This window comes from Candidatus Babela massiliensis, from assembly GCF_000513475.1.
GTDB classification, from domain to species: domain Bacteria; phylum Babelota; class Babeliae; order Babelales; family Babelaceae; genus Babela; species Babela massiliensis.
Map to the genome: position 1 here is coordinate 261,928 of NC_023003.1, position 18,422 is coordinate 280,349.

Annotated in this window: 17 protein-coding genes and 4 tRNA genes; 15 read left to right on the forward strand and 6 right to left on the reverse strand. The window is 27.5% G+C overall.

The genetic code is table 11. From position 1 onward, the window contains the following. Positions 1 to 62: 62 nt before the first annotated feature. The 6 genes from BABL1_RS01145 (at position 63) to rpsT (ending at position 5,414) form a co-directional block, all read left to right on the forward strand. Positions 63 to 1,493: a CCA tRNA nucleotidyltransferase gene (locus BABL1_RS01145; RefSeq protein ID WP_023791304.1), complete on the forward strand. Its 1,431-nt coding sequence runs from the start codon at positions 63 to 65 to the stop codon at positions 1,491 to 1,493. Positions 1,494 to 1,568: 75 nt separating this feature from the next. Then, positions 1,569 to 2,312, forward strand: coding sequence for a MotA/TolQ/ExbB proton channel family protein (locus BABL1_RS05180; RefSeq protein WP_023791306.1), 744 nt, complete (start codon positions 1,569 to 1,571; stop codon positions 2,310 to 2,312). A gap of 11 nt (positions 2,313 to 2,323) precedes the next feature. Next, on the forward strand, positions 2,324 to 2,719 hold the full coding sequence (locus BABL1_RS01155; RefSeq protein ID WP_023791309.1) for an ExbD/TolR family protein: 396 nt from the start codon (positions 2,324 to 2,326) through the stop codon (positions 2,717 to 2,719). 297 nt (positions 2,720 to 3,016) lie between these two features. Continuing rightward, positions 3,017 to 4,825 carry an ATP-dependent zinc metalloprotease FtsH gene (gene ftsH / locus BABL1_RS01160; RefSeq protein WP_023791311.1) on the forward strand — a complete coding sequence of 603 codons (1,809 nt, stop codon included), beginning with the start codon at positions 3,017 to 3,019 and terminating at the stop codon, positions 4,823 to 4,825. An 81-nt stretch (positions 4,826 to 4,906) separates the two neighbouring features. Beyond that, entirely contained in the window at positions 4,907 to 5,110 is a 204-nt protein-coding gene (gene rpmB / locus BABL1_RS01165) for a 50S ribosomal protein L28 (RefSeq protein WP_023791312.1), read from the forward strand. 16 nt (positions 5,111 to 5,126) lie between these two features. Beyond that, the gene (gene rpsT / locus BABL1_RS01170) at positions 5,127 to 5,414 is read left to right on the forward strand and encodes a 30S ribosomal protein S20 (protein ID WP_023791313.1); all 288 of its coding nucleotides are present in this window, start codon (positions 5,127 to 5,129) and stop codon (positions 5,412 to 5,414) included. 56 nt (positions 5,415 to 5,470) lie between these two features. Here the strand turns inward: rpsT and BABL1_RS01175 are convergent, their stop codons facing one another. Then, entirely contained in the window at positions 5,471 to 6,328 is an 858-nt protein-coding gene (locus BABL1_RS01175; protein ID WP_023791318.1) for a tyrosine-type recombinase/integrase, read from the reverse strand. 9 nt (positions 6,329 to 6,337) lie between these two features. Beyond that, on the reverse strand, positions 6,338 to 9,085 hold the full coding sequence (locus BABL1_RS01180) for a sigma 54-interacting transcriptional regulator (protein WP_171814726.1): 2,748 nt from the start codon (positions 9,083 to 9,085) through the stop codon (positions 6,338 to 6,340). Between the two features lie 70 nt (positions 9,086 to 9,155). Between BABL1_RS01180 and BABL1_RS01185 the strand changes: the two genes are divergently transcribed. The 4 genes from BABL1_RS01185 (at position 9,156) to BABL1_RS01200 (ending at position 10,318) form a co-directional block, all read left to right on the forward strand. Then, positions 9,156 to 9,344, forward strand: coding sequence for a hypothetical protein (locus BABL1_RS01185; protein WP_023791323.1), 189 nt, complete (start codon positions 9,156 to 9,158; stop codon positions 9,342 to 9,344). A gap of 84 nt (positions 9,345 to 9,428) precedes the next feature. After that, positions 9,429 to 10,094: an endonuclease III domain-containing protein gene (locus tag BABL1_RS01190; protein WP_023791324.1), complete on the forward strand. Its 666-nt coding sequence runs from the start codon at positions 9,429 to 9,431 to the stop codon at positions 10,092 to 10,094. Between the two features lie 30 nt (positions 10,095 to 10,124). Next, a tRNA-Phe gene (locus BABL1_RS01195) sits at positions 10,125 to 10,199 on the forward strand. Between the two features lie 31 nt (positions 10,200 to 10,230). Further along, a tRNA-Leu gene (locus BABL1_RS01200) sits at positions 10,231 to 10,318 on the forward strand. 95 nt (positions 10,319 to 10,413) lie between these two features. Here the strand turns inward: BABL1_RS01200 and BABL1_RS01205 are convergent. Together BABL1_RS01205 and BABL1_RS01210 are read right to left on the reverse strand one after the other, a co-directional pair. Continuing rightward, on the reverse strand, positions 10,414 to 10,635 hold the full coding sequence (locus tag BABL1_RS01205) for a hypothetical protein (protein ID WP_023791326.1): 222 nt from the start codon (positions 10,633 to 10,635) through the stop codon (positions 10,414 to 10,416). Positions 10,636 to 10,801: 166 nt separating this feature from the next. Beyond that, entirely contained in the window at positions 10,802 to 11,092 is a 291-nt protein-coding gene (locus tag BABL1_RS01210; RefSeq protein ID WP_023791328.1) for a hypothetical protein, read from the reverse strand. 238 nt (positions 11,093 to 11,330) lie between these two features. On the opposite strand from BABL1_RS01210, the gene BABL1_RS01215 reads away from it, so the two are divergent. The 3 genes from BABL1_RS01215 (at position 11,331) to BABL1_RS01225 (ending at position 14,220) form a co-directional block, all read left to right on the forward strand. After that, entirely contained in the window at positions 11,331 to 11,948 is a 618-nt protein-coding gene (locus BABL1_RS01215) for a hypothetical protein (RefSeq protein ID WP_023791330.1), read from the forward strand. 259 nt (positions 11,949 to 12,207) lie between these two features. Continuing rightward, entirely contained in the window at positions 12,208 to 13,038 is an 831-nt protein-coding gene (locus tag BABL1_RS05185) for an HAD-IA family hydrolase (RefSeq protein WP_023791333.1), read from the forward strand. A gap of 123 nt (positions 13,039 to 13,161) precedes the next feature. Next, positions 13,162 to 14,220, forward strand: a complete 1,059-nt coding sequence (locus BABL1_RS01225; protein WP_023791334.1) for a hypothetical protein — start codon at positions 13,162 to 13,164, stop codon at positions 14,218 to 14,220. 49 nt (positions 14,221 to 14,269) lie between these two features. Here BABL1_RS01225 and uvrA read toward each other — a convergent pair whose 3' ends face one another. Further along, positions 14,270 to 16,786 carry an excinuclease ABC subunit UvrA gene (uvrA, locus tag BABL1_RS01230; protein ID WP_023791335.1) on the reverse strand — a complete coding sequence of 839 codons (2,517 nt, stop codon included), beginning with the start codon at positions 16,784 to 16,786 and terminating at the stop codon, positions 14,270 to 14,272. Positions 16,787 to 16,948: 162 nt separating this feature from the next. On the opposite strand from uvrA, the gene BABL1_RS01235 reads away from it, so the two are divergent. After that, positions 16,949 to 17,024 (forward strand) — tRNA-His (locus BABL1_RS01235). Between the two features lie 66 nt (positions 17,025 to 17,090). After that, positions 17,091 to 17,166 (forward strand) — tRNA-Pro (locus BABL1_RS01240). A 22-nt stretch (positions 17,167 to 17,188) separates the two neighbouring features. On the opposite strand, the gene BABL1_RS01245 is transcribed toward BABL1_RS01240, so the two are convergent. After that, entirely contained in the window at positions 17,189 to 18,331 is a 1,143-nt protein-coding gene (locus tag BABL1_RS01245) for a hypothetical protein (protein ID WP_023791338.1), read from the reverse strand. Positions 18,332 to 18,422 lie beyond the last annotated feature (91 nt).

An 18,422-nucleotide genomic window follows, 5' to 3' on the forward strand; every position in this document is an offset into this window, starting at 1 on the left:
TTATATTTTACAGAGCTTTGATATAAACTAAGATAAATATTAATTAAAAAATTATTATAATTATGAATCTAGAAAACCTAAAATTAAATATAAAAAATATAGTAGACGATATATTTAAGCATTATCCTATTATCTTTAAAGTAATTCAAGAGTTAAAAAAACATAATGCAAAAGTATATCTTGTTGGGGGAGCTGTAAGAGATCTAATTTTAAATAAAGATATATTAGCTATACCAGATATAGATATAGAAGTCCATAATCTAAAATTAGAAGATCTTTCAGTATTATTAAACAAATTTGGTGAAGTAGATTACGTTGGTAAATCTTTTGGTATACTTAAACTAAGACATCTAAATATCGATTGGAGTTTACCAAGAAGTGACAAGCAAGGGCGAAAACCAGAAGTAAAAATAGATCCATATTTAGATATAAAAGAAGCACTTAAAAGAAGAGATTTAACTATTAATGCTATTGCTATAGATCTAATTAAGCTAGAATTAGTTGACCCATTTAATGGAGTCAAAGATATTAAAGAAAAAGTATTAAGATCACCTGATATAAATTTTTTTCAAGATGATCCTTTAAGATTTTATCGAGTCATGCAATTTATCTCAAGATTTCAAATGCACCCTAATCCTGAACTTAATAATATATGTCAAAATATGAACATCAAAGATGTATCAATAGAGCGTATTGATCAAGAATTTAAAAAATTGCTTTTAAAAAGCAATATACCATCTTTAGGCATACGTTGGTTACAAGATATAAACCGTCTTAAAGATATTTTGCCAGAACTTTATAATACTACTAAAGTTCCTCAAGATCCTTTATGGCATCCTGAAGGCTATGTTTTTGAACACCTTATGCAAAGTTTAGATGCTAGCGCTTTACTTAAGTATAAAAATAATGAAGAAAAATTAACTATAATGCTTGCAGCACTATCTCACGATTTGGGAAAAGTAAAAACAACTATAAAAACTCCTGATGGGCATATAAGAAGCCCAGGACATGATGAAGCAGGCGAACCATTAGCAAAATCAATGTTGAAAAATATAATAACTAATAAGCATTTAATAAAAACGGTTTCTATTTTAGTTAAATACCATATGCGGCCTATGCAGTTCATAAAATCAAATGCAAGTTTAAGTGCATATAAACGTCTTGCTTATCAATTAAATAGCTTTGCAAATCTTGATATGCTAATAAAATTATTAATTTCTGATCTTCAGGGTAGAAATGGCAAATCTGATTTTCCGCTTAATCAAACTATGGAATTAGCAACTCAATTTAAAGAAAAAGCTATACAAGCAAAAGTTTTGTTAGAACCAGAAAAACCAATATTAACAGGCAAAGATTTAATTAATATTATAAATCCTGGTCCTTTAATGGGGCAAATTTTAAAATATGCTTACAAAATACAGATAAATAAAAATATTAAAGATAAAGATATCCTTAAACGACGTACTTTTAAAGATCTAAACATAAAAATTTAAATTAATTATTGCATTACCCTGGATGATTATTACACCTTATTATTAGAAACTTAATTAATATAAAGGGATACTATTATGGTAGAATTTATCTTAAAATTAGATATGGTAAGTAAAATAATAGTAGGGATATTATTTATCATGTCTATTTTATGCTGGTCTGTTGCAATTTATAGATCTTTAATTATAAAATCCAGGATAAAACAAATAAAAAAAGCTTTAAATTTACTTAATAATATCACAAATACTCAAGATTTAATAAATCAAACTTTATCAATTAAAAATTCCTTTATCGGCAAAATAATCACCAGCTATATTTTAGATTTTCAAGACTTTTCAAAATTTAATAAAGCAAATGATTTTAATATAAATACAACAAGTAAAATAAATAATTTATCTTGGCAAATGCTAGAGTCCAGTATGGCACAGAAACTAAATAGCATATTAGTACAACAAGAACTATCTTGTTCAATATTATCAATTTCTGCTCAAGTTGCTCCTTTATTGGGTTTACTAGGAACTATATGGGGCTTAATTTATGCTTTTCTTTCAATCGAAACAATAAAATCTAATAATATTGCAGGTATAGCAGAAGCTTTAGTAACAACTTTTGCCGGCTTATTAGTAGCAATTCCGGCCTTGGTTCTATTTAATCGTTTACAAAAAAAATTTTCACTATTAGAGCAAGGTTTAATAGACCTTACCGATAAATATTATTGGAAGCTAAGAATTATTAATATAAATAAACAGGAAGCTGAAGAAGATATCATTAAATCAAATTTTAGTTATCAACCTAAAAATGAAATCTATAAAGAATTTTAAAGAGAACTAATATGAGCATTAAAACTAAAACAATATGGTCTAAAAAGACTAAAGGATCCAGTATTAATATAAACTTAACTCCAATTATAGATGTTGCTTTAACTTTAGTAATCATTTTGATAATCTCAATGCCTAAATCTAGTAATTTTTACTCAATTCATCGAAACTTAAGAACAAAAAACCTAATATGTAATATACTAATTAATAAAGATCAAGAAATCTATATCGATAATGAAAAAATCGATATAAATAAAATTAATATTAGTTTAAAAGAAAAAATTAAAAAAAATAATAATATTCCGATTAATATTCATGTAGCCAAAAATATTAATTACGATATCTTTTTTAAGATATATAACAAAATTTTAGCTGCTGGCGCAAAACGTATAGCGTTCACCAAAGTATAAAATACCTATTAATAATAGAATTTATCTATTGTTAAACTAAATTTAAATTATCGACAAAAAGATAATTTCAGTATATAATATATATAATAAAAGTATGTTTTAACAATATATTAAGTAAATTATATCAAAATTTTCTATAATAGAAATTCTAATAATTGAGATATTAATATTATTTGTTATAATTTTATCTAAGATTTTAATTAGATAAAAATTAAATATACTATATCAATTCTTTTAATTTGCATTAATTAAAGATTTAATTAAATTAACAACACAAGACAATCGTAGGTTTAAAGTATGAAAAGAATAAACTTAAGAAGTATTAAAAATGGTCCAAATATATTTGCAATATCTATATTTGTTTTAGCAGTTTTATTTACATTAACAAAACTAGCTGATGTAACTCGTATAGTTAAGACCCCAACTTATACAGAATTTAAAAAACAAGTAGAAAATGGCCAAGTTAAATCGGTAGAAATAACGGGCTCTGAAGTAACAGGAACATATAAAGATGACAGATCTAAATTTGAGTTAAATATTCCTAACCCTTCAGTTATTCTAGATACACTTGAAAAAAATAATGTTGATATATCCTTTCAATATCCATCAACAGATTTCAGCTTTTGGCATTTAATATTTCTCTTATCCTTTGTAATGACTCCACTTATAATATGGTACTTTTTCCGTCAAGCAAAGGGCTCCGGCAATGGCTCTAATAGCATATTTTCTGTAAGTAAAAGTAAAGCTAAAATGTTTATGCCTTCACAGATCAAATTTAAATTTGATTCTGTAGCCGGTGTATATGAAGCAAAAGAAGAACTTCAAGATGTAGTAGATTTCTTAAAAAACCCTGAAAAATATTCCCGCTTAGGTGCCAAATTAACAAAAGGGGTACTTTTAGTAGGAGATCCAGGAAACGGTAAAACTTTATTGGCAAAAGCTGTTGCAGGAGAGGCCAACTGTCCATTTTTTAGCGTTAGTGGTTCAGATTTTATAGAAGTTTTTGTAGGTGTAGGTGCTGCTCGCGTAAGAGATCTATTTGCTCAGGCAAGAAAAAATTCACCTTGTATTATATTTATAGATGAAATCGATGCTATTGGACGCCAAAGAGGTAACGGTATGAGTTCTCATGAAGAAAGAGAACAAACTCTTAATCAATTACTTACTGAAATGGATGGCTTTGATACTGGAAATTCTTCTATAGTAATCATAGGTGCTACCAATAGACCAGATGTACTTGATAAGGCTCTATTACGTCCTGGAAGATTTGACAGACAAGTTCCAGTACCTTATCCTGATCTTAAAAGTAGATTAGACATTCTTAAAGTACACATTAAAGATGTAAAAACAGATAATAACATAGATTTAACAAAAATAGCTAAAGGTACACCAGGATTTAGTGGTGCCGATCTTGCTAATCTAATTAATGAAGCAGCTATAAATGCTTCTAAACATAATCAAAATTCCGTAACGGTAAATGATTTTGAAGAAGCAAGAGACAAGTTAATTTTAGGAAAAGAGCAAAAGACTAAAGTAATGACTCCAGAAGAACGTAAAGTAACAGCTTTTCATGAAGCGGGTCATACATTAATAGCTTTACTTATACCAGAGCATTCCAATCCTATCTATAAAGTGACCATAATTCCAAGAGGAAGTGCTTTAGGAGTAACTCATTCTATGCCAGAAAGAGAAAAATATACTGAATCTAAAGAAGAAATGGAAGCACAAGTTATCATGGCCTTAGGAGGTCGTGCTGCAGAAGAATTAGTATTTAATAGATTAGAAACAGGAGCTTATAGCGACTTTGACAAAGCAACTGATATCGTTAGAAAGATGGTATGCTTTTATGGTATGTCTAAAGAATTAGGTACAGTTATTTATCAAAAAGATAAGTATAAATACTCTGAAGATACAGCTAAAAAAATAGACAATGAAATTAGAAATTTTATGAATGACTATTATCAAAGATCTCTTGAATTATTAAAAAACAATAGAGAAAAACTTGATAAATTAGCAAATGCTTTACTTGAAAAAGAAACTTTATTTTCTACAGAAATCTATGAGCTTTTAGGTATGGCACAGAGAACTGATCATTCTTTTAGATAACTAAAAATTTTAAATTGAAAAAAATATAAATTATGTTAAAATTTAATATATAAAGTTTAACATCTCAGAAAGGACCTGATTATGTCAAGAATTTGTGCTATATGTGGTAAGCATCCACAGGTAGCAAACATTGTTAGTCATGCAAATAATCGCACAAAAAAGTGGGTTTATCCTAATGTTCATAAGATGCGCTTTACTATAGCAAACTCTTGTGACAAAAAAGTATATAGCGATAAAGTATGTACTAAATGTGTAAAATCACAGAAAGTTCAAAAAGTTATTTAATTAGTGAGCAACAATAATGGCAAATATAAAATCTGCTAAAAAAAGAGCTAAGCAAAGCGAAAAAAATAGAATTCAAAATCTATCTCGTAAAACAGCTATTAAAACCGCTGTAAAAAAAGTATTAGTAGCAATAGATAAAAAAACATCTATAGAAGAGACTCAAGCTTTATTAAGTGATGTAGCAGCTAAATTAGCAAGAGCTAAAGGCAAAAACTTAATTCATAGAAATACAGCATCAAGAAAGTTAAGTCGTCTTGCAAAAAGAGTTAATAAGTTTGTAACTGAACAAAGCGCTCAAGCTTAAAAATTTTAAAATAAAAAAAGCTGGATTATAATGCCAGCTTTTTTTATATAAATATCTCAATTTTTTTTCTTTAAAATATATCTCTCAGTACTAGAACGCGTCTTATGTCCTAATAGTTTTTGTACTTGCTCTAATTGCATTCCATTATTTAGCATATGTAAAGCAAAAGAATTTCTTAATATATATGGTGTTAAAGACTGATTGTCTTCAAGATAAAGTCTAAACATTTGACATATTCTTTGAATGGACCGAACGCCCAAAGGCCTATTTTTACAATTTAAAAATAGCTTTTCTTCAGTACTTTTTATAGAAATACGTTCATACTCAATATATTTCTTTATATATTGAGCAGCTTTATCTCCAAAAATTACAACTCTATCTCTTTTATTTTTATTCCTTATAATAATAGTATTATTATTAAAGTTAATATGCTGTAGCTCAATTTGAGTTATTTCTGAACATAATATACCTGTAGCGTATAGAAGTTCTATAATAGATTTATCTCTAGAGGGATATTTGGTAGGAAATAAATCTATATCAGCTAAATCAAGAATTTTAATTAGATCATGATATGCCAATGTCTTTGGGTCTTTTAATTTTACTATAGGTCTTTTAAATTTTACATTTAACTTTATATCAAAAGCCTTGAGAAATCTTTTAAAGGAATTAAAACAAGATATTTTACGAGCAATAGAACTAGGACTTGAGTCTATTTGATAAAGCATATCTAAATATTTAATAAGAATTTCTTCTAAATCAAATACCTCGTTAATTTGATTTTCATGAAAATTCCAAAAATTCAATAATTGATTAAGATCTAATCTATATACTTTTTGAGTATATAAACTCTTATTTTTAAACTTTAAGTAATCAATAAATTTAATCTTATTTTTTATAAACTCTGCTTTTTCCATATTAAACAACTATTTAAGATTATACTGTTGACAACGCCTACAAACTGAAGATCTATCAACTCCTAATAAAGAGGCAATCTTATTTTGATTCTTATATTTATCCCATAAAGCAATCATAAGCTCTTGATATTTTAAAGCTCTTTTTCCTAATCTTACCGCTTTTGCAATTACCGGATCAACTATATTATAAGCTGGATCAAAAGAAGATTCACTATAAATATTATGTTTATTAGACTTTGATACTATCAATTTTTGAACTTTATCTTTTAAATCCTGTAAACTTATAGGTCTTTGATCTAGAAGTTTATCTTTATCTTTAGAATCTAGAGATAGAAATGTTTTATATGTTTGGGTATTTATTGTTTGATCTGTAAATCCTTGTGCTAAATCTATAATTTCTTGATCACTAAAAAGCAAGAGAGATGGCATGCTAATAGAGGCTTTATTAAGTTCACTATATAACACTTTAGAAAATTGTCCTTGAGCTACTAACGTTTCTAAGTTTTTATTACTTGAACATATAATTCTTACATTACTAAAAATCTTACGATCACTTTTAAGTCTTTTAAAATAACCATAAACTATAAATTCTGCTAATTGATTTTGAGTCTCTAAACTTAAAAGCTCTATATTTTCTATAAACAAAGTTCCAATATTATCTAATTTTGACAGTAAAGGATCTGAGCCTGTTTCATTAATATCAAAGATAGAATTTATTCCAAATAGTTCCATAGCAACTTCATTATTTTTTTCTTCAGAGCTTAACTTTATTAAATGTAAATTTGGACGTAGGCTTATATGATGTAATAATTCAACAGTAGTTATTAAATCATCTTGAGGTAAATTTAAAAGAGTAGCCTTTCTGCTTAAAGCAGCTGATAGTAAATTAATTTTAAAATCTAAAAGATTTTCTCCGTTTCCTGGAAGCAATTGATTAATTAACTGTCCTGATTTTGTAGTCTCAAGATATAATAACCAATCAAGAGATGATGTATCTTTTAACAAATTAACATTAGCCTTAATAATATCTGTTACTTCAGGATAATGAACAATAATTATTACACTACTTTCTTCAAGACTAGGTATCGCTGATAAAACTAATTTATTAGCATCTCCATCTTTAGTAAAAACAGTTTTAGGCACTTTATATTCCTGAACTTGCAAAGCCAACTGTCTAAAACATTTAGATAAAGCATGACCCGAATTATTATTAATATCAATATTTAATAAATCTTTTGCACTCTGATTTGCATAAGTAAATTTACGATTCTTATAAAATACTATTCCCACTTTAAGATCTTTATCTGAACGCAAAAAAGATCGAATGCTTTCTTTATATTGATTTATTTCTTGATATTTTTCAAATAATTCATCTTGTAGTTCTTTTTTATGTCTCAATAAAGCGTCTAAATTACTATGCCTTAAAGTATTAATAACATTACTTAAATAACTAGTAAATACAAGCATTTGATCTCGTTCAGCGCTATTAAACAGCTCATCTACTCGAGCATTTTGTTCAACTATAATATAAGCAATAATATTTTGTCTATCGTAAATAGGTAAAAATATATCTGCGTTTATACCGTTCATAAAATTTAATATTTGTGTTCTTTCTTCAGTTTCTTCATAAAAATTAGAAAATTCTATCTCATCTTTAATAAAAATTTTATGTTTCTTTAAAAATAAACCTATATAATTATATTCTTTATCTATAGAATTTTGACACTTACTAATAAACTGCTCTATAAGCTTTGTGTTCTGTGATAAATTATAAGATAAATCAATAGCATATTCTCCATCTACATTTCTTACATAAAATTTAGTCATAGAAATAGGAATCTTAAATGCTCTTTGAAAAAACATTTGAGTAATATGAATCAGTTCGTTTAAAGTAGTGACAAAACTTAATTCCTCTAGAATATCTTTAAAGTCATTAATAAAATTAAATTTATCTTTAACTTCTACATGATTTTTTAAATTCAAAAATCTTAAATCCATCATTTTCTTACTACAATAATATAAAGCATAAGATATTAACAAAGACGATAAAGATTGAATCGCAAATTTGTTTAAAAAATTCCATCTATCTAAAAAAGAAAAGAATATTAACTTATTAGTAACAAGATCTAAAAAGAAATGTGGTAAAACTAAAAAGAAAATAAAAATTTTAAGTTGATGCGATAATATTTTCGGCAAAATTTGCAAGCGTATTTTATTAGTAATACGATAAAAGGTAGGCACCAATAAAATGACTAGATATAAACATTCTAATTGTATAAGTCTCTGCTCCATTAATAATTCAAAATCTTGAAGTATAGGCTGATTAAATTTAAATATCAGAAAATATAATTGAAATAAAAATAATACTATACTTATTGATAGAGAACAAATATGATAATATCTTAATTTAAATTTCTTTTGTATAATATTATCTAAAAATAAGATTAAAGTTTGGTTTTGAACAATAAAAAACAACCATCCTAATCTAGCCATAAATGCAATTATTCTTTTATCTAAATCAGGAATATATATTTTGTAAAAATAATGAGGCACACTAGAAGCATCAGAATATATCATAGAAGCTAATAGAATACCAATTAAAAGAAAAGTATTTTTTTTGTTTTCTTTCGTTATAATAGAATGATTGATTATAATAATTAAAAGATATAGCTTAAAAGAAAATGAAAAAATTCCAGTCAAGATTAACAATTCAGGACTAGATAAATAACTAGAAATTATTTTTAAATATTTTAACATAATTATTTGAACTTTACTGCTAAATTGGTATAATACATTAAAATTGTACAACATTATTTAAGGAGTTCTTATGATACATAATAAACATATATTTAAGTTTTTGGCAAATACATTTTACGTAACAGTACTAGCGTTTGCTTATAATATAAATATACAATCTAATTCCGATTTATTAAAGGAATTATCAGCAGTAGAAAATAAAAACAGTTTCGAAACTGAAACTCCTAGAATGAGCCCTCCAACTCCACCTGACTATTAATAGAAGTTGTAATAAAAGAGATGGAATTTATTTCCATCTTTTTTATAAATATATAAATTAGTAAACTTATATTCCCTACATTTCATGAACCAAATTGAAATAGATAATAAAAGAAGATCAATTATAAATACTCTCAATATACTAAAAAAAATAACAAAAAACTTAACGCCCCCACTTATAGATCGAGTCATAAAAGATTATGGTAAAGATCCTTTTTTAATTCTAATTTCATGTTTATTAAGCCTAAGGTCAAGAGATTCTAAAACTTATCTAATATGCAAAAAACTTTTTGAGTACTTAAAGACTCCTCAAGATTTTATAAAAGTACATATTAATAAAATAGAAGAATTAATTCATGGAGTAAATTACTATAAGAATAAAGCCAAGATTCTAAAAGAAGTAAGCCAAACTTTAATTGAAAAATTTAACGGGCAAGTCCCTAATAATGAACAAGATCTACTGTCTCTAAAAGGTGTGGGCCCTAAAACTGCTAATATAGTACTATCTTATGCCTTTAATGTACCATCAATAGCAGTAGACACTCATGTACAAAAATTAGCCAATCAACTAGGGTGGGTTAATACTACAAACCCAGAAGCCACAGAAAAAGAACTTAAACAAATAGTCCCTAAAAGCAAATGGTCTGATATAAATTATTACTTAGTGATTTGGGGCCAAAATATAAAAAATCCCATTTTTAAAGAACTTAATAAAAATTTAAATAAAAATAAATTTGACAAAATTTTATAAAACATTAATATATATATTAATCAAGTTAATGCCGAGGTAGCTCAGTGGTAGAGCAGAAGCCTGAAGAGCTTCGTGTCGATGGTTCGATTCCGTCTCTCGGCACCATTTTAATTCTAATATTTGAAATCAACTCTAAGCCGAGGTGGCGGAATAGGTAGACGCAAAGGACTTAAAATCCTTCGGGCAACTTGCTCGTGCCGGTTCAAGTCCGGCCCTCGGCACCATAATCAAAAAATTTATCTTAATAAAAAAACCCACTCTAAAAAGAGTGAGTTCTCGTTGTTAACACCGTTTTAATGGGTTACCTATAAAATCTCTATTAATAAAAGACTCCATCAACTTCACTGTAAACTGCTCCAACTGGATTAGAGTAAGAATAAGCATCGGTGTATTCACCAGATCTATAACTATAATTTTGTCCACATGCTGGTCTACTTGTAGGGCAACATCCTCTATACCATCCACATCCAAAGAAGAACCCTTGAATCGATGAAGATATCATTACAGTTGAAAATAATGCTATAGCTATCAACTTTTTCATGTTTATTTCCTTTCTTTAATAATTTATCAGATTATCTAAATACCATTTCTAAGAAGATCCTATTTTTACTAATAATAAAATAAATCAAAATAAAAAGTCAATAATATTGCATAATTGCAATTTTAATCATTTGTAATAGAAAATTATATAAAAATTATATCAAGTTTTATTGAGATTTAAATTTTATTAAACCTATATGTTGAGATAAAGCATAAACTTCATTATATTTTCCTAAACTGTTATAAATATTTATAGCTCGTAAGTAGCATGTAATAGCATTTACCTTATCATTAAAGGATAAGTATATATTACCCTCGGTTAAATATGACAAAGCTTTATCATTCAACGAATTTTCTAATAACCGATACAATCCTAATGCCTTTTCTTTTTCGCCATTCAATGCAAATTCAGCAATCTTTAACCATCCTTGATTATATTTACCAAAATTTTTATACATACTCAAATCCTTAAATTTAAATAAATTATATTTAATACTAAATATATATATTTAATATAGAAAAGTGTGATTAATAAAAGGGTTTTGAACTATTTTATAACAAAATATATTTCAAAATATTTATAAAAAATTTAAAAAATGTAAAAAAATATTGCTTTTAAGCAAATGTTTGGCGTAATATCTATATTAGATATCTAAAATAATTAGAGAGTATAACCTTCAATCTAAGAGGATAAATATGAAAAAAAAATTATTTTTACTAATAGCTTTAACAGCTATTATGTCCGAGCTTAGCTTATTTGCTAATTTCTTTACTCAAGGTAGCTGCTGCCCTCCCCCACCACCGGCTTATTACCAAGCAGGCAGTTGTCAAAAACCAAGATGCTGCAGAAATAGATTAATTGGCAAACCTAGATGGGCTTGTTGTGAAAAGAAAAAATGTTGGAGCTTAAGAAGATGGTTATTTGGTGACCCTTGTTGTAGACCAAAACGACAAAAAAGAACCTGTTGTTGGCCAAATGAACAAAAAGTTTGTCCTCCAACCCCTTGCACTACTCCGTTTGAAACATATGCAACAACTGAACCTTGTTCAGTAGTCGCTTCAGCTGGTGTATCTTATGAAGAGCCTACATGCGGTTCTTACGAATATGCTAATAATTATAATACCGCTTCTTACGGTCAATATCAAGATACAAGCTATCCATCATACAATCCATATGAATATACTGCAGAGCAAACTTATTCATCATATGACCAAGGCAATCAATACAATAGTTTCAATAATGCATCACTGCATTCTGTAGAATATGATTACAATAATCTAGGATCAGAATACTTAGACGGTAGTGAATTTTGAACTTTAAAAAATTTATTTAAATAAGGTTATTCTCTATATGCGGATAGTACATCTATCCGCATAATCTATTATAAATTACTAATCTAATTTTAATTTAAAAATATAAATTTTGTTGTAAATATCTTTTATTTTAAGCATATTGATTAATTTAGCAAAAAATCCTTTACTTAACTAGTTTTATATTTATAAAATTTAATTAATAATTATTATTAATGAAAAATTATTATAAAATATAAATTTAAATCTGGAGGGTATTTAAATGAAATTTAAAACAATCTTATGCTGTATGTTAATTAATTCTTTTGCTCTTTCCAAAGTTATAATATGGGATTTTGGAGGTATAACATTTAATCCAAACAAATGGGGCGTTGCTATGAATATAGGCATACATCACTTTATATTTTATGCCATGGTTGATTTTCAAAATCCCAATATACAAAAAATGTTATTTGAGTTTTTAGAAGAAATTAAAAGAGAATCTGGTAAAGATAAATATTTATCTGCAGGTACTGCCGAAGGTATGCCATTGCCTCCTATTATGTGCGATTGGCAATCGGGAAAAATTAGTGGGCCAGAAATAATTAAAAAAGCAAAAGAAAACATAAAAGAATTAGAAAGATTAGGTTACTTTAGAAGCAACCGTGAAAAAATATTAGTAGAAAAAACCATAAGCGCTATGTTTGATCCTAAAACACTTGCTAACAATGTATATCCTGTAAAACAGGGCATAGATTTGCTTAAAGAATGCGCTTTTGCTAAAAATCCTGATGGTTCTAGAAAAAATTTAAATATAGCCTTCTCAAATTGGGATCCCTTATCATTTGATATATTCTATAAATTAAATAAAGATTCATTTAAGTATTTTGATGAAATTGTCGTCTCCGGTCATATAGGTCTAATAAAGCCAGATAAAGACTCTTACGAATATGTATTAAGAAAATACAATTTAAACCCTAAAGATTGTATACTTATAGATGATCAAGAAGTTAATGCCCAAGGCGCTAAAAAATGTGGAATACAGACCATTTTACTAAAAAAATGGAATTATAAAGATCTTAGATTAAAACTAAAAATGCAAGGCGCCTTATAAATCAGCTATATAACTAGTTTTAAGTTTATTATTTTAATCAAATATAACACCATTTGTTATTTTATCGATATTATTTTAAACTTAATAAGCAGAATACCATAATACCTATTTGGAGGTTCATTTATGAAAAATAAAAATACATTAAAATTAATAGCACTTATAACAAGTTTACAGTATACATTAGTTACTAAAGCGGAACTTATGTTGCTTAATACCGATAAAATTAAAGCAACTCAACAAGAATTAGTAAGAAGTCAATATGCAAGGGATAAATTTATAATAGGCGCTACATGCGCAATGACAGTGGGAATTGGGGGAGTTATTTATAAATTGTTCTTCAGTAGCTCAAGACCTGAGATAAATCCAGACTTTCAAACATTTATGGGTAACTACGATAATTTAGCAGAAGATCAAAAACAAGAAATAAGAAATATATTTCAAAGACCTGAACGCAAAAAAACCTTTTTGCAATCTTGTCTTTCTTATACAAAAACTGGAGTTCCTATTTTAGCTCTTGAAGTTGGAAGATCGATCTTATGGTCCAAGTTAACAGAGTTACTAAATTATTCTTTACCTAATGCCGCTAAATTTTCAGATAAAATATTCTCAAATCGTACATTAACTTGGTTTATAGATCATAAAACAAGCTTATTATATAACATGATATCTTTTACCAAAGCTATAGATTCTGTAGGTCAAAGTGAATTTTATAAAGAAGATCTTGAAATAAATTATAATATGCTAGTATCTCAAATGGAAAAAATTATCGGGTTTATGATATACAATACTAGTCTATTAAATAAAGATCAAATAGCAGCTTCACAAAAATCACAACTAATTCAAAGAAAAACGGTAAGCTCTTTAACCGAAATCTATAAATTAATAAAAAAAATAAGCAATGAAGAAGATGTTATCGATAAAAATAACATACCAGAAGAGCAACAAGAATTCTTCCAAAATAATACTGACATAATAAAGCAAATGACCCTTAGAAGTACTCTTATTAATTTAATAAGTGCTATTCAAGATTTTCAGGAAATAGACAAAGTTCTTGAACTAGATGATAGTGTCGAAAGACCAGTTTTTGATATGATTAATCAAATGTTAAATTTTAACAATTTAAATTCAACAAAAAGCAATGGTTTTGATCTATATAATGATCAAGAAGAATTAAGCATATAATATAGTATTATAAAAGTAAAAAGAGCATTAACTAATGCTCTTTTTACTTTTATAATAAGTGTTTCAAATACAAACCCGTATAACTATCAGATACCTTAGAGATATCCCTAGGAGTACCTTTGGCAACTATATCACCGCCTAAATCTCCGCCCTCTTTACCTAAATCTATAATATAATCTACAGATTTTAATACATCTAAATTATGCTCAATAACAATAACTGTATTACCTTTATCAACAAGGGCTTGTAAAACTTTTAATAATTTTTCGATATCACTTGAATGTAACCCGGTTGTAGGTTCATCAAGAATATAAACGGTTTTTGATCCTCTTTTTGATAATTCATTTGCTAATTTAATACGTTGAGCTTCTCCTCCTGATAAAGTAGTAGAAGACTGTCCTAATTTAATATAATCAAGACCCACATCACATAGCAACTTTAATCGTTTAGCAATCGATGCATGGGCTTGAAAAAATTCTAGTGCTTCACGAGCCGTCATATCAAGAACTTGCGATATATTTTTTTGCTTAAACTTTATATCAAGAGTCTCTTTACTATAGCGACTACCATGGCATTGATCACACTCTATAATAACATCGGATAAAAAGTGCATAGATATGACTAATATACCTTCACCTAAACACTTTGAACATCTACCCTTATCAACGTTAAAACTGAATTGACCAACTTTATACCCTCTTATGTTACTTTCAGGTAAACCCGCATAAAGCTTTCTTATCTCATCAAATATACCTAAATAGGTTGCTGGGTTTGAACGAGAAGATCTACCTATAGGCGCTTGCGTTATAACTATTAAATTATCAACTTCTTTTATAATATTTGGCCAATTTTTAATCTTTTTAGAGCCAATTAATCGATCTTTCAAAATTTTGTTCAATTCCGGCACTAGCTCTTGCATAATCAATGTACTTTTTCCAGATCCTGAAACACCGGAAATACCACAAAAAACGTTTAAGGGGAAATCTACATTTATATTTTTTAAGTTATTCGTTTCAGCATTTTCAAAATTAATAAAACATTTAGTTTGTCTTAAATTTTGAGGAACTTCTATATTTTTTCTACCACTTAAATAAGCTCCCGTTAAAGATTTGGCATTATTTAAAATTTCTTTTACGGTACCTTGAGCAACAATATTACCACCTAAAGTTCCTGCTTCAGGTCCCATATCTATAATATAATCAGAATTTAACATAGTATCACTATCATGCTCTACTACTACTAAAGTATTTCCCAAATCCCGTAATTTATGTAATGTTTTTATAAGACGATCATTATCTCTTTGATGAAGACCTATACTAGGTTCATCAAGAATATACAAAACTCCACTCAAGTAAGAACCTATTTGAGTTGCTAATCTTATCCTTTGTCCCTCTCCGCCTGATAAAGTGTTTGCGGTTCTATTTAATGAAAGATACTGAAGACCTACATCTGATAAAAAAGATATTCTCGATTTAATCTCTTTAATCAATGATTTAGCAACATCTAATTCTGATTTTGGTAAATTTAGTTTATTAAAAAAGTCAAATAAATTAATTATCGATAACTTAGAAAGATCATATATATTCTTTCCTGCAACAAATACCGATAGAGCTAATTTATTCAATCTTTTACCATTACATTCTTTGCATATATTTTCTAAATGCTCTTCATGCTCAAAATCGTTATAGTAATATTGACCTAGTCCATTACAGCTCTTACAAGCACCAATAGGTGAATTAAAAGAAAATAACCTAGGCTCTAATTCAGGAAATGAAGAATTACAACTTAAACAAATTCTGTCTGCTGAATAGAGATATTCTGTTTCTTGAAAAATAATTTTTGCAAGATTATTAGAAAGTTCAAAAGCCTTATCAATAGATTCTCTTATTCTAGATAATTCTTCTGATTTTACTTCTAAAATATCTATCAATAAATCTATATTATGCCGCTCAGTCTTCTTTAATTTCAATTTTTTAATCTCTTCAAGAGACTTAAAGCTATATTTTTTGTCATCTATAATAAATCTATAGTAACCTAAATTAAATAACTTTTCTAATTCATTAAAAAAAGTACCCTTTTTATATCTAGCAACAGGAGCTGCTATAGTTATCTTTTTATCTCTAAATAATTCAATAATACTCTTTGATATATTTTCAGCACTTTGAGATTTTATTTCCATAGAACAATCAGGACAATAAATACGTCCTATACGAGCAAATAAAACTCTCATATAATCATAAATTTCCGTTATAGTTCCTACAGTTGAACGTGGATTATGTCCAACGGTTTTTTGATCTATAGCAATTGAAGGGCATAAACCTTCTATACTATCTACCTCTGCTTTTTTAGGCAATCCTAAGAATTGTCTTGCATAAGATGATAAAGACTCTATATATCTACGCTTACCTTCATTATAAAGGACATCAAGCGCAAGAGAACTTTTCCCAGAACCTGAAGGTCCAGTAATAACAGTTAATGAATCCTTAGGAATATTAACCGTTATATCTTTTAAATTGTGCTCTTTTGCTCCAATAACTTTTATATATTTCTTTTTACTTACACTCATAACACCCTTAACCCTTATTAATAATTAAATTTAATATATGATTATAACTTATTAATATTATAACATAAATTACAATTTTTTAATAATTTTTATTTTTAAAAAAATATATCGAAAACTTTGATTTTTTATCAAAAATACTATAGTATAATACACATAAGCTTGGTGGATGTAGCTCAGTTGGTAGAGCATCAGATTGTGGCTCTGAGGGTCGTGGGTTCGAATCCCACCATTCACCCCAAAAAAAATAAATTTTGCTTGCAATTTAGAAAAAAAAGATATACATTATCTTATATCAAATAAATATCGGGGTGTGGCGCAATTGGTAGCGCACTCGCTTTGGGAGCGAGGGGTTGTCAGTTCGAGTCTGGCCACCCCGACCATTTTTAATCACTAGTCAGTAATTTAATAAGCATATTTTATTTTGTTTAATCTTTTTTCTGGATAAAATTGATAAGCATAGCTTTTCAGGAAATTAAGATCCGATATTGAGACAAATTTAAAAACTTTATCTTCCAAAAAATCAATACCATATTTATTTTTTATCTGTGCAAATTCGCAATCAGGATATAAACTTAATTCCATAGATCTTGAATAAGAACATTTATTCACTATATATAATATATATGGTATAAATATCGAAACAGGCAAAGGACATAAGTATAAATTTCTATTATAGCTATTAGGTGGCCAACCAAAAAACCAAAGTTCTATATGAGATGGAGATTGATCTAAAAAGGCAGATCTCCACATCCGATTATTATTTTGATTTTTAGCAAAAACGTTAATCTGTACTTGTTTTAATTTCGGAATATTAACATTAGAAAAAGTCTTGTGTGAAGTAAAATTTCCTGGAGAAAATATATCTAAATGCTGTACCCAATCAGATTTGGAATAAATGTGATAAACTTTTTTAAACATCTCATGGCAAGCTAATTTTTCTGTTTTAGAAAGAACTGGCATTCCTATTGCTATAATTTCATCTATCGCAAAATCATCTTTTGGATAATAAAGATCTCTAATAGCTGCTAAATTAAAAGCCAAAGTGGCTCCATGACTATAACCTATTATTCTTATCTTACATTTATTGTTAAATCTTTTTCTTAATTCCTGATATAAGTTTTTAGCTTCTTGAAATCTTTGTTTACAACTTACTAATCCTGACCAACCAAAGGTATAAAATTTATTATATTGTTCAGGAAAATAACGTTTACTAATAAAATCATATAAATAAGAATACAAATAAGCTCCACTTTCAAGACTAAAATTTGAAGGAACAGCATACAGGCCCAATCTATCTATAGGCTGTAAAGTAAACAGTTCCGGATTTTGTCTCATTGATAAAACATTCTGTTGATAAAAAGAACCATCTACCTTATCTCTTATCAATCTTCTTACAGTAGACATGTTCAAACTTGCTTGTAACCCTACACTCCCATGAACAATAATATTTATCCATTGCTCTTTTTTTCTCAATGCCAACAAGCCTGAGACAAACAAGTTTGAAATAGATAAAATCAGCACAACAATACAATACTTTTTAAACATAACATTTCATCATAAATTAATTAATATAATCCTAAAAACCGTATAGTATAAATATAAAAAACAGCAAATTAAAAACACAACAATTTGTATA

What these genes read in the sequence shown, in the direction of transcription:
- BABL1_RS01145 (WP_023791304.1), top strand. Translation starts at nt 63, where the DNA reads ATGAATCTAGAAAACCTAAAATTAAATATAAAAAATATAGTAGACGAT.
- BABL1_RS05180 (WP_023791306.1), top strand. Translation starts at nt 1,569, where the DNA reads ATGGTAGAATTTATCTTAAAATTAGATATGGTAAGTAAAATAATAGTA.
- BABL1_RS01155 (WP_023791309.1), top strand. Translation starts at nt 2,324, where the DNA reads ATGAGCATTAAAACTAAAACAATATGGTCTAAAAAGACTAAAGGATCC.
- ftsH (WP_023791311.1), top strand. Translation starts at nt 3,017, where the DNA reads ATGAAAAGAATAAACTTAAGAAGTATTAAAAATGGTCCAAATATATTT.
- rpmB (WP_023791312.1), top strand. Translation starts at nt 4,907, where the DNA reads ATGTCAAGAATTTGTGCTATATGTGGTAAGCATCCACAGGTAGCAAAC.
- rpsT (WP_023791313.1), top strand. Translation starts at nt 5,127, where the DNA reads ATGGCAAATATAAAATCTGCTAAAAAAAGAGCTAAGCAAAGCGAAAAA.
- BABL1_RS01175 (WP_023791318.1), bottom strand. Translation starts at nt 6,328, where the DNA reads ATGGAAAAAGCAGAGTTTATAAAAAATAAGATTAAATTTATTGATTAC.
- BABL1_RS01180 (WP_171814726.1), bottom strand. Translation starts at nt 9,085, where the DNA reads ATGTTAAAATATTTAAAAATAATTTCTAGTTATTTATCTAGTCCTGAA.
- BABL1_RS01185 (WP_023791323.1), top strand. Translation starts at nt 9,156, where the DNA reads ATGATACATAATAAACATATATTTAAGTTTTTGGCAAATACATTTTAC.
- BABL1_RS01190 (WP_023791324.1), top strand. Translation starts at nt 9,429, where the DNA reads ATGAACCAAATTGAAATAGATAATAAAAGAAGATCAATTATAAATACT.
- BABL1_RS01205 (WP_023791326.1), bottom strand. Translation starts at nt 10,635, where the DNA reads ATGAAAAAGTTGATAGCTATAGCATTATTTTCAACTGTAATGATATCT.
- BABL1_RS01210 (WP_023791328.1), bottom strand. Translation starts at nt 11,092, where the DNA reads ATGTATAAAAATTTTGGTAAATATAATCAAGGATGGTTAAAGATTGCT.
- BABL1_RS01215 (WP_023791330.1), top strand. Translation starts at nt 11,331, where the DNA reads ATGAAAAAAAAATTATTTTTACTAATAGCTTTAACAGCTATTATGTCC.
- BABL1_RS05185 (WP_023791333.1), top strand. Translation starts at nt 12,208, where the DNA reads ATGAAATTTAAAACAATCTTATGCTGTATGTTAATTAATTCTTTTGCT.
- BABL1_RS01225 (WP_023791334.1), top strand. Translation starts at nt 13,162, where the DNA reads ATGAAAAATAAAAATACATTAAAATTAATAGCACTTATAACAAGTTTA.
- uvrA (WP_023791335.1), bottom strand. Translation starts at nt 16,786, where the DNA reads ATGAGTGTAAGTAAAAAGAAATATATAAAAGTTATTGGAGCAAAAGAG.
- BABL1_RS01245 (WP_023791338.1), bottom strand. Translation starts at nt 18,331, where the DNA reads ATGTTTAAAAAGTATTGTATTGTTGTGCTGATTTTATCTATTTCAAAC.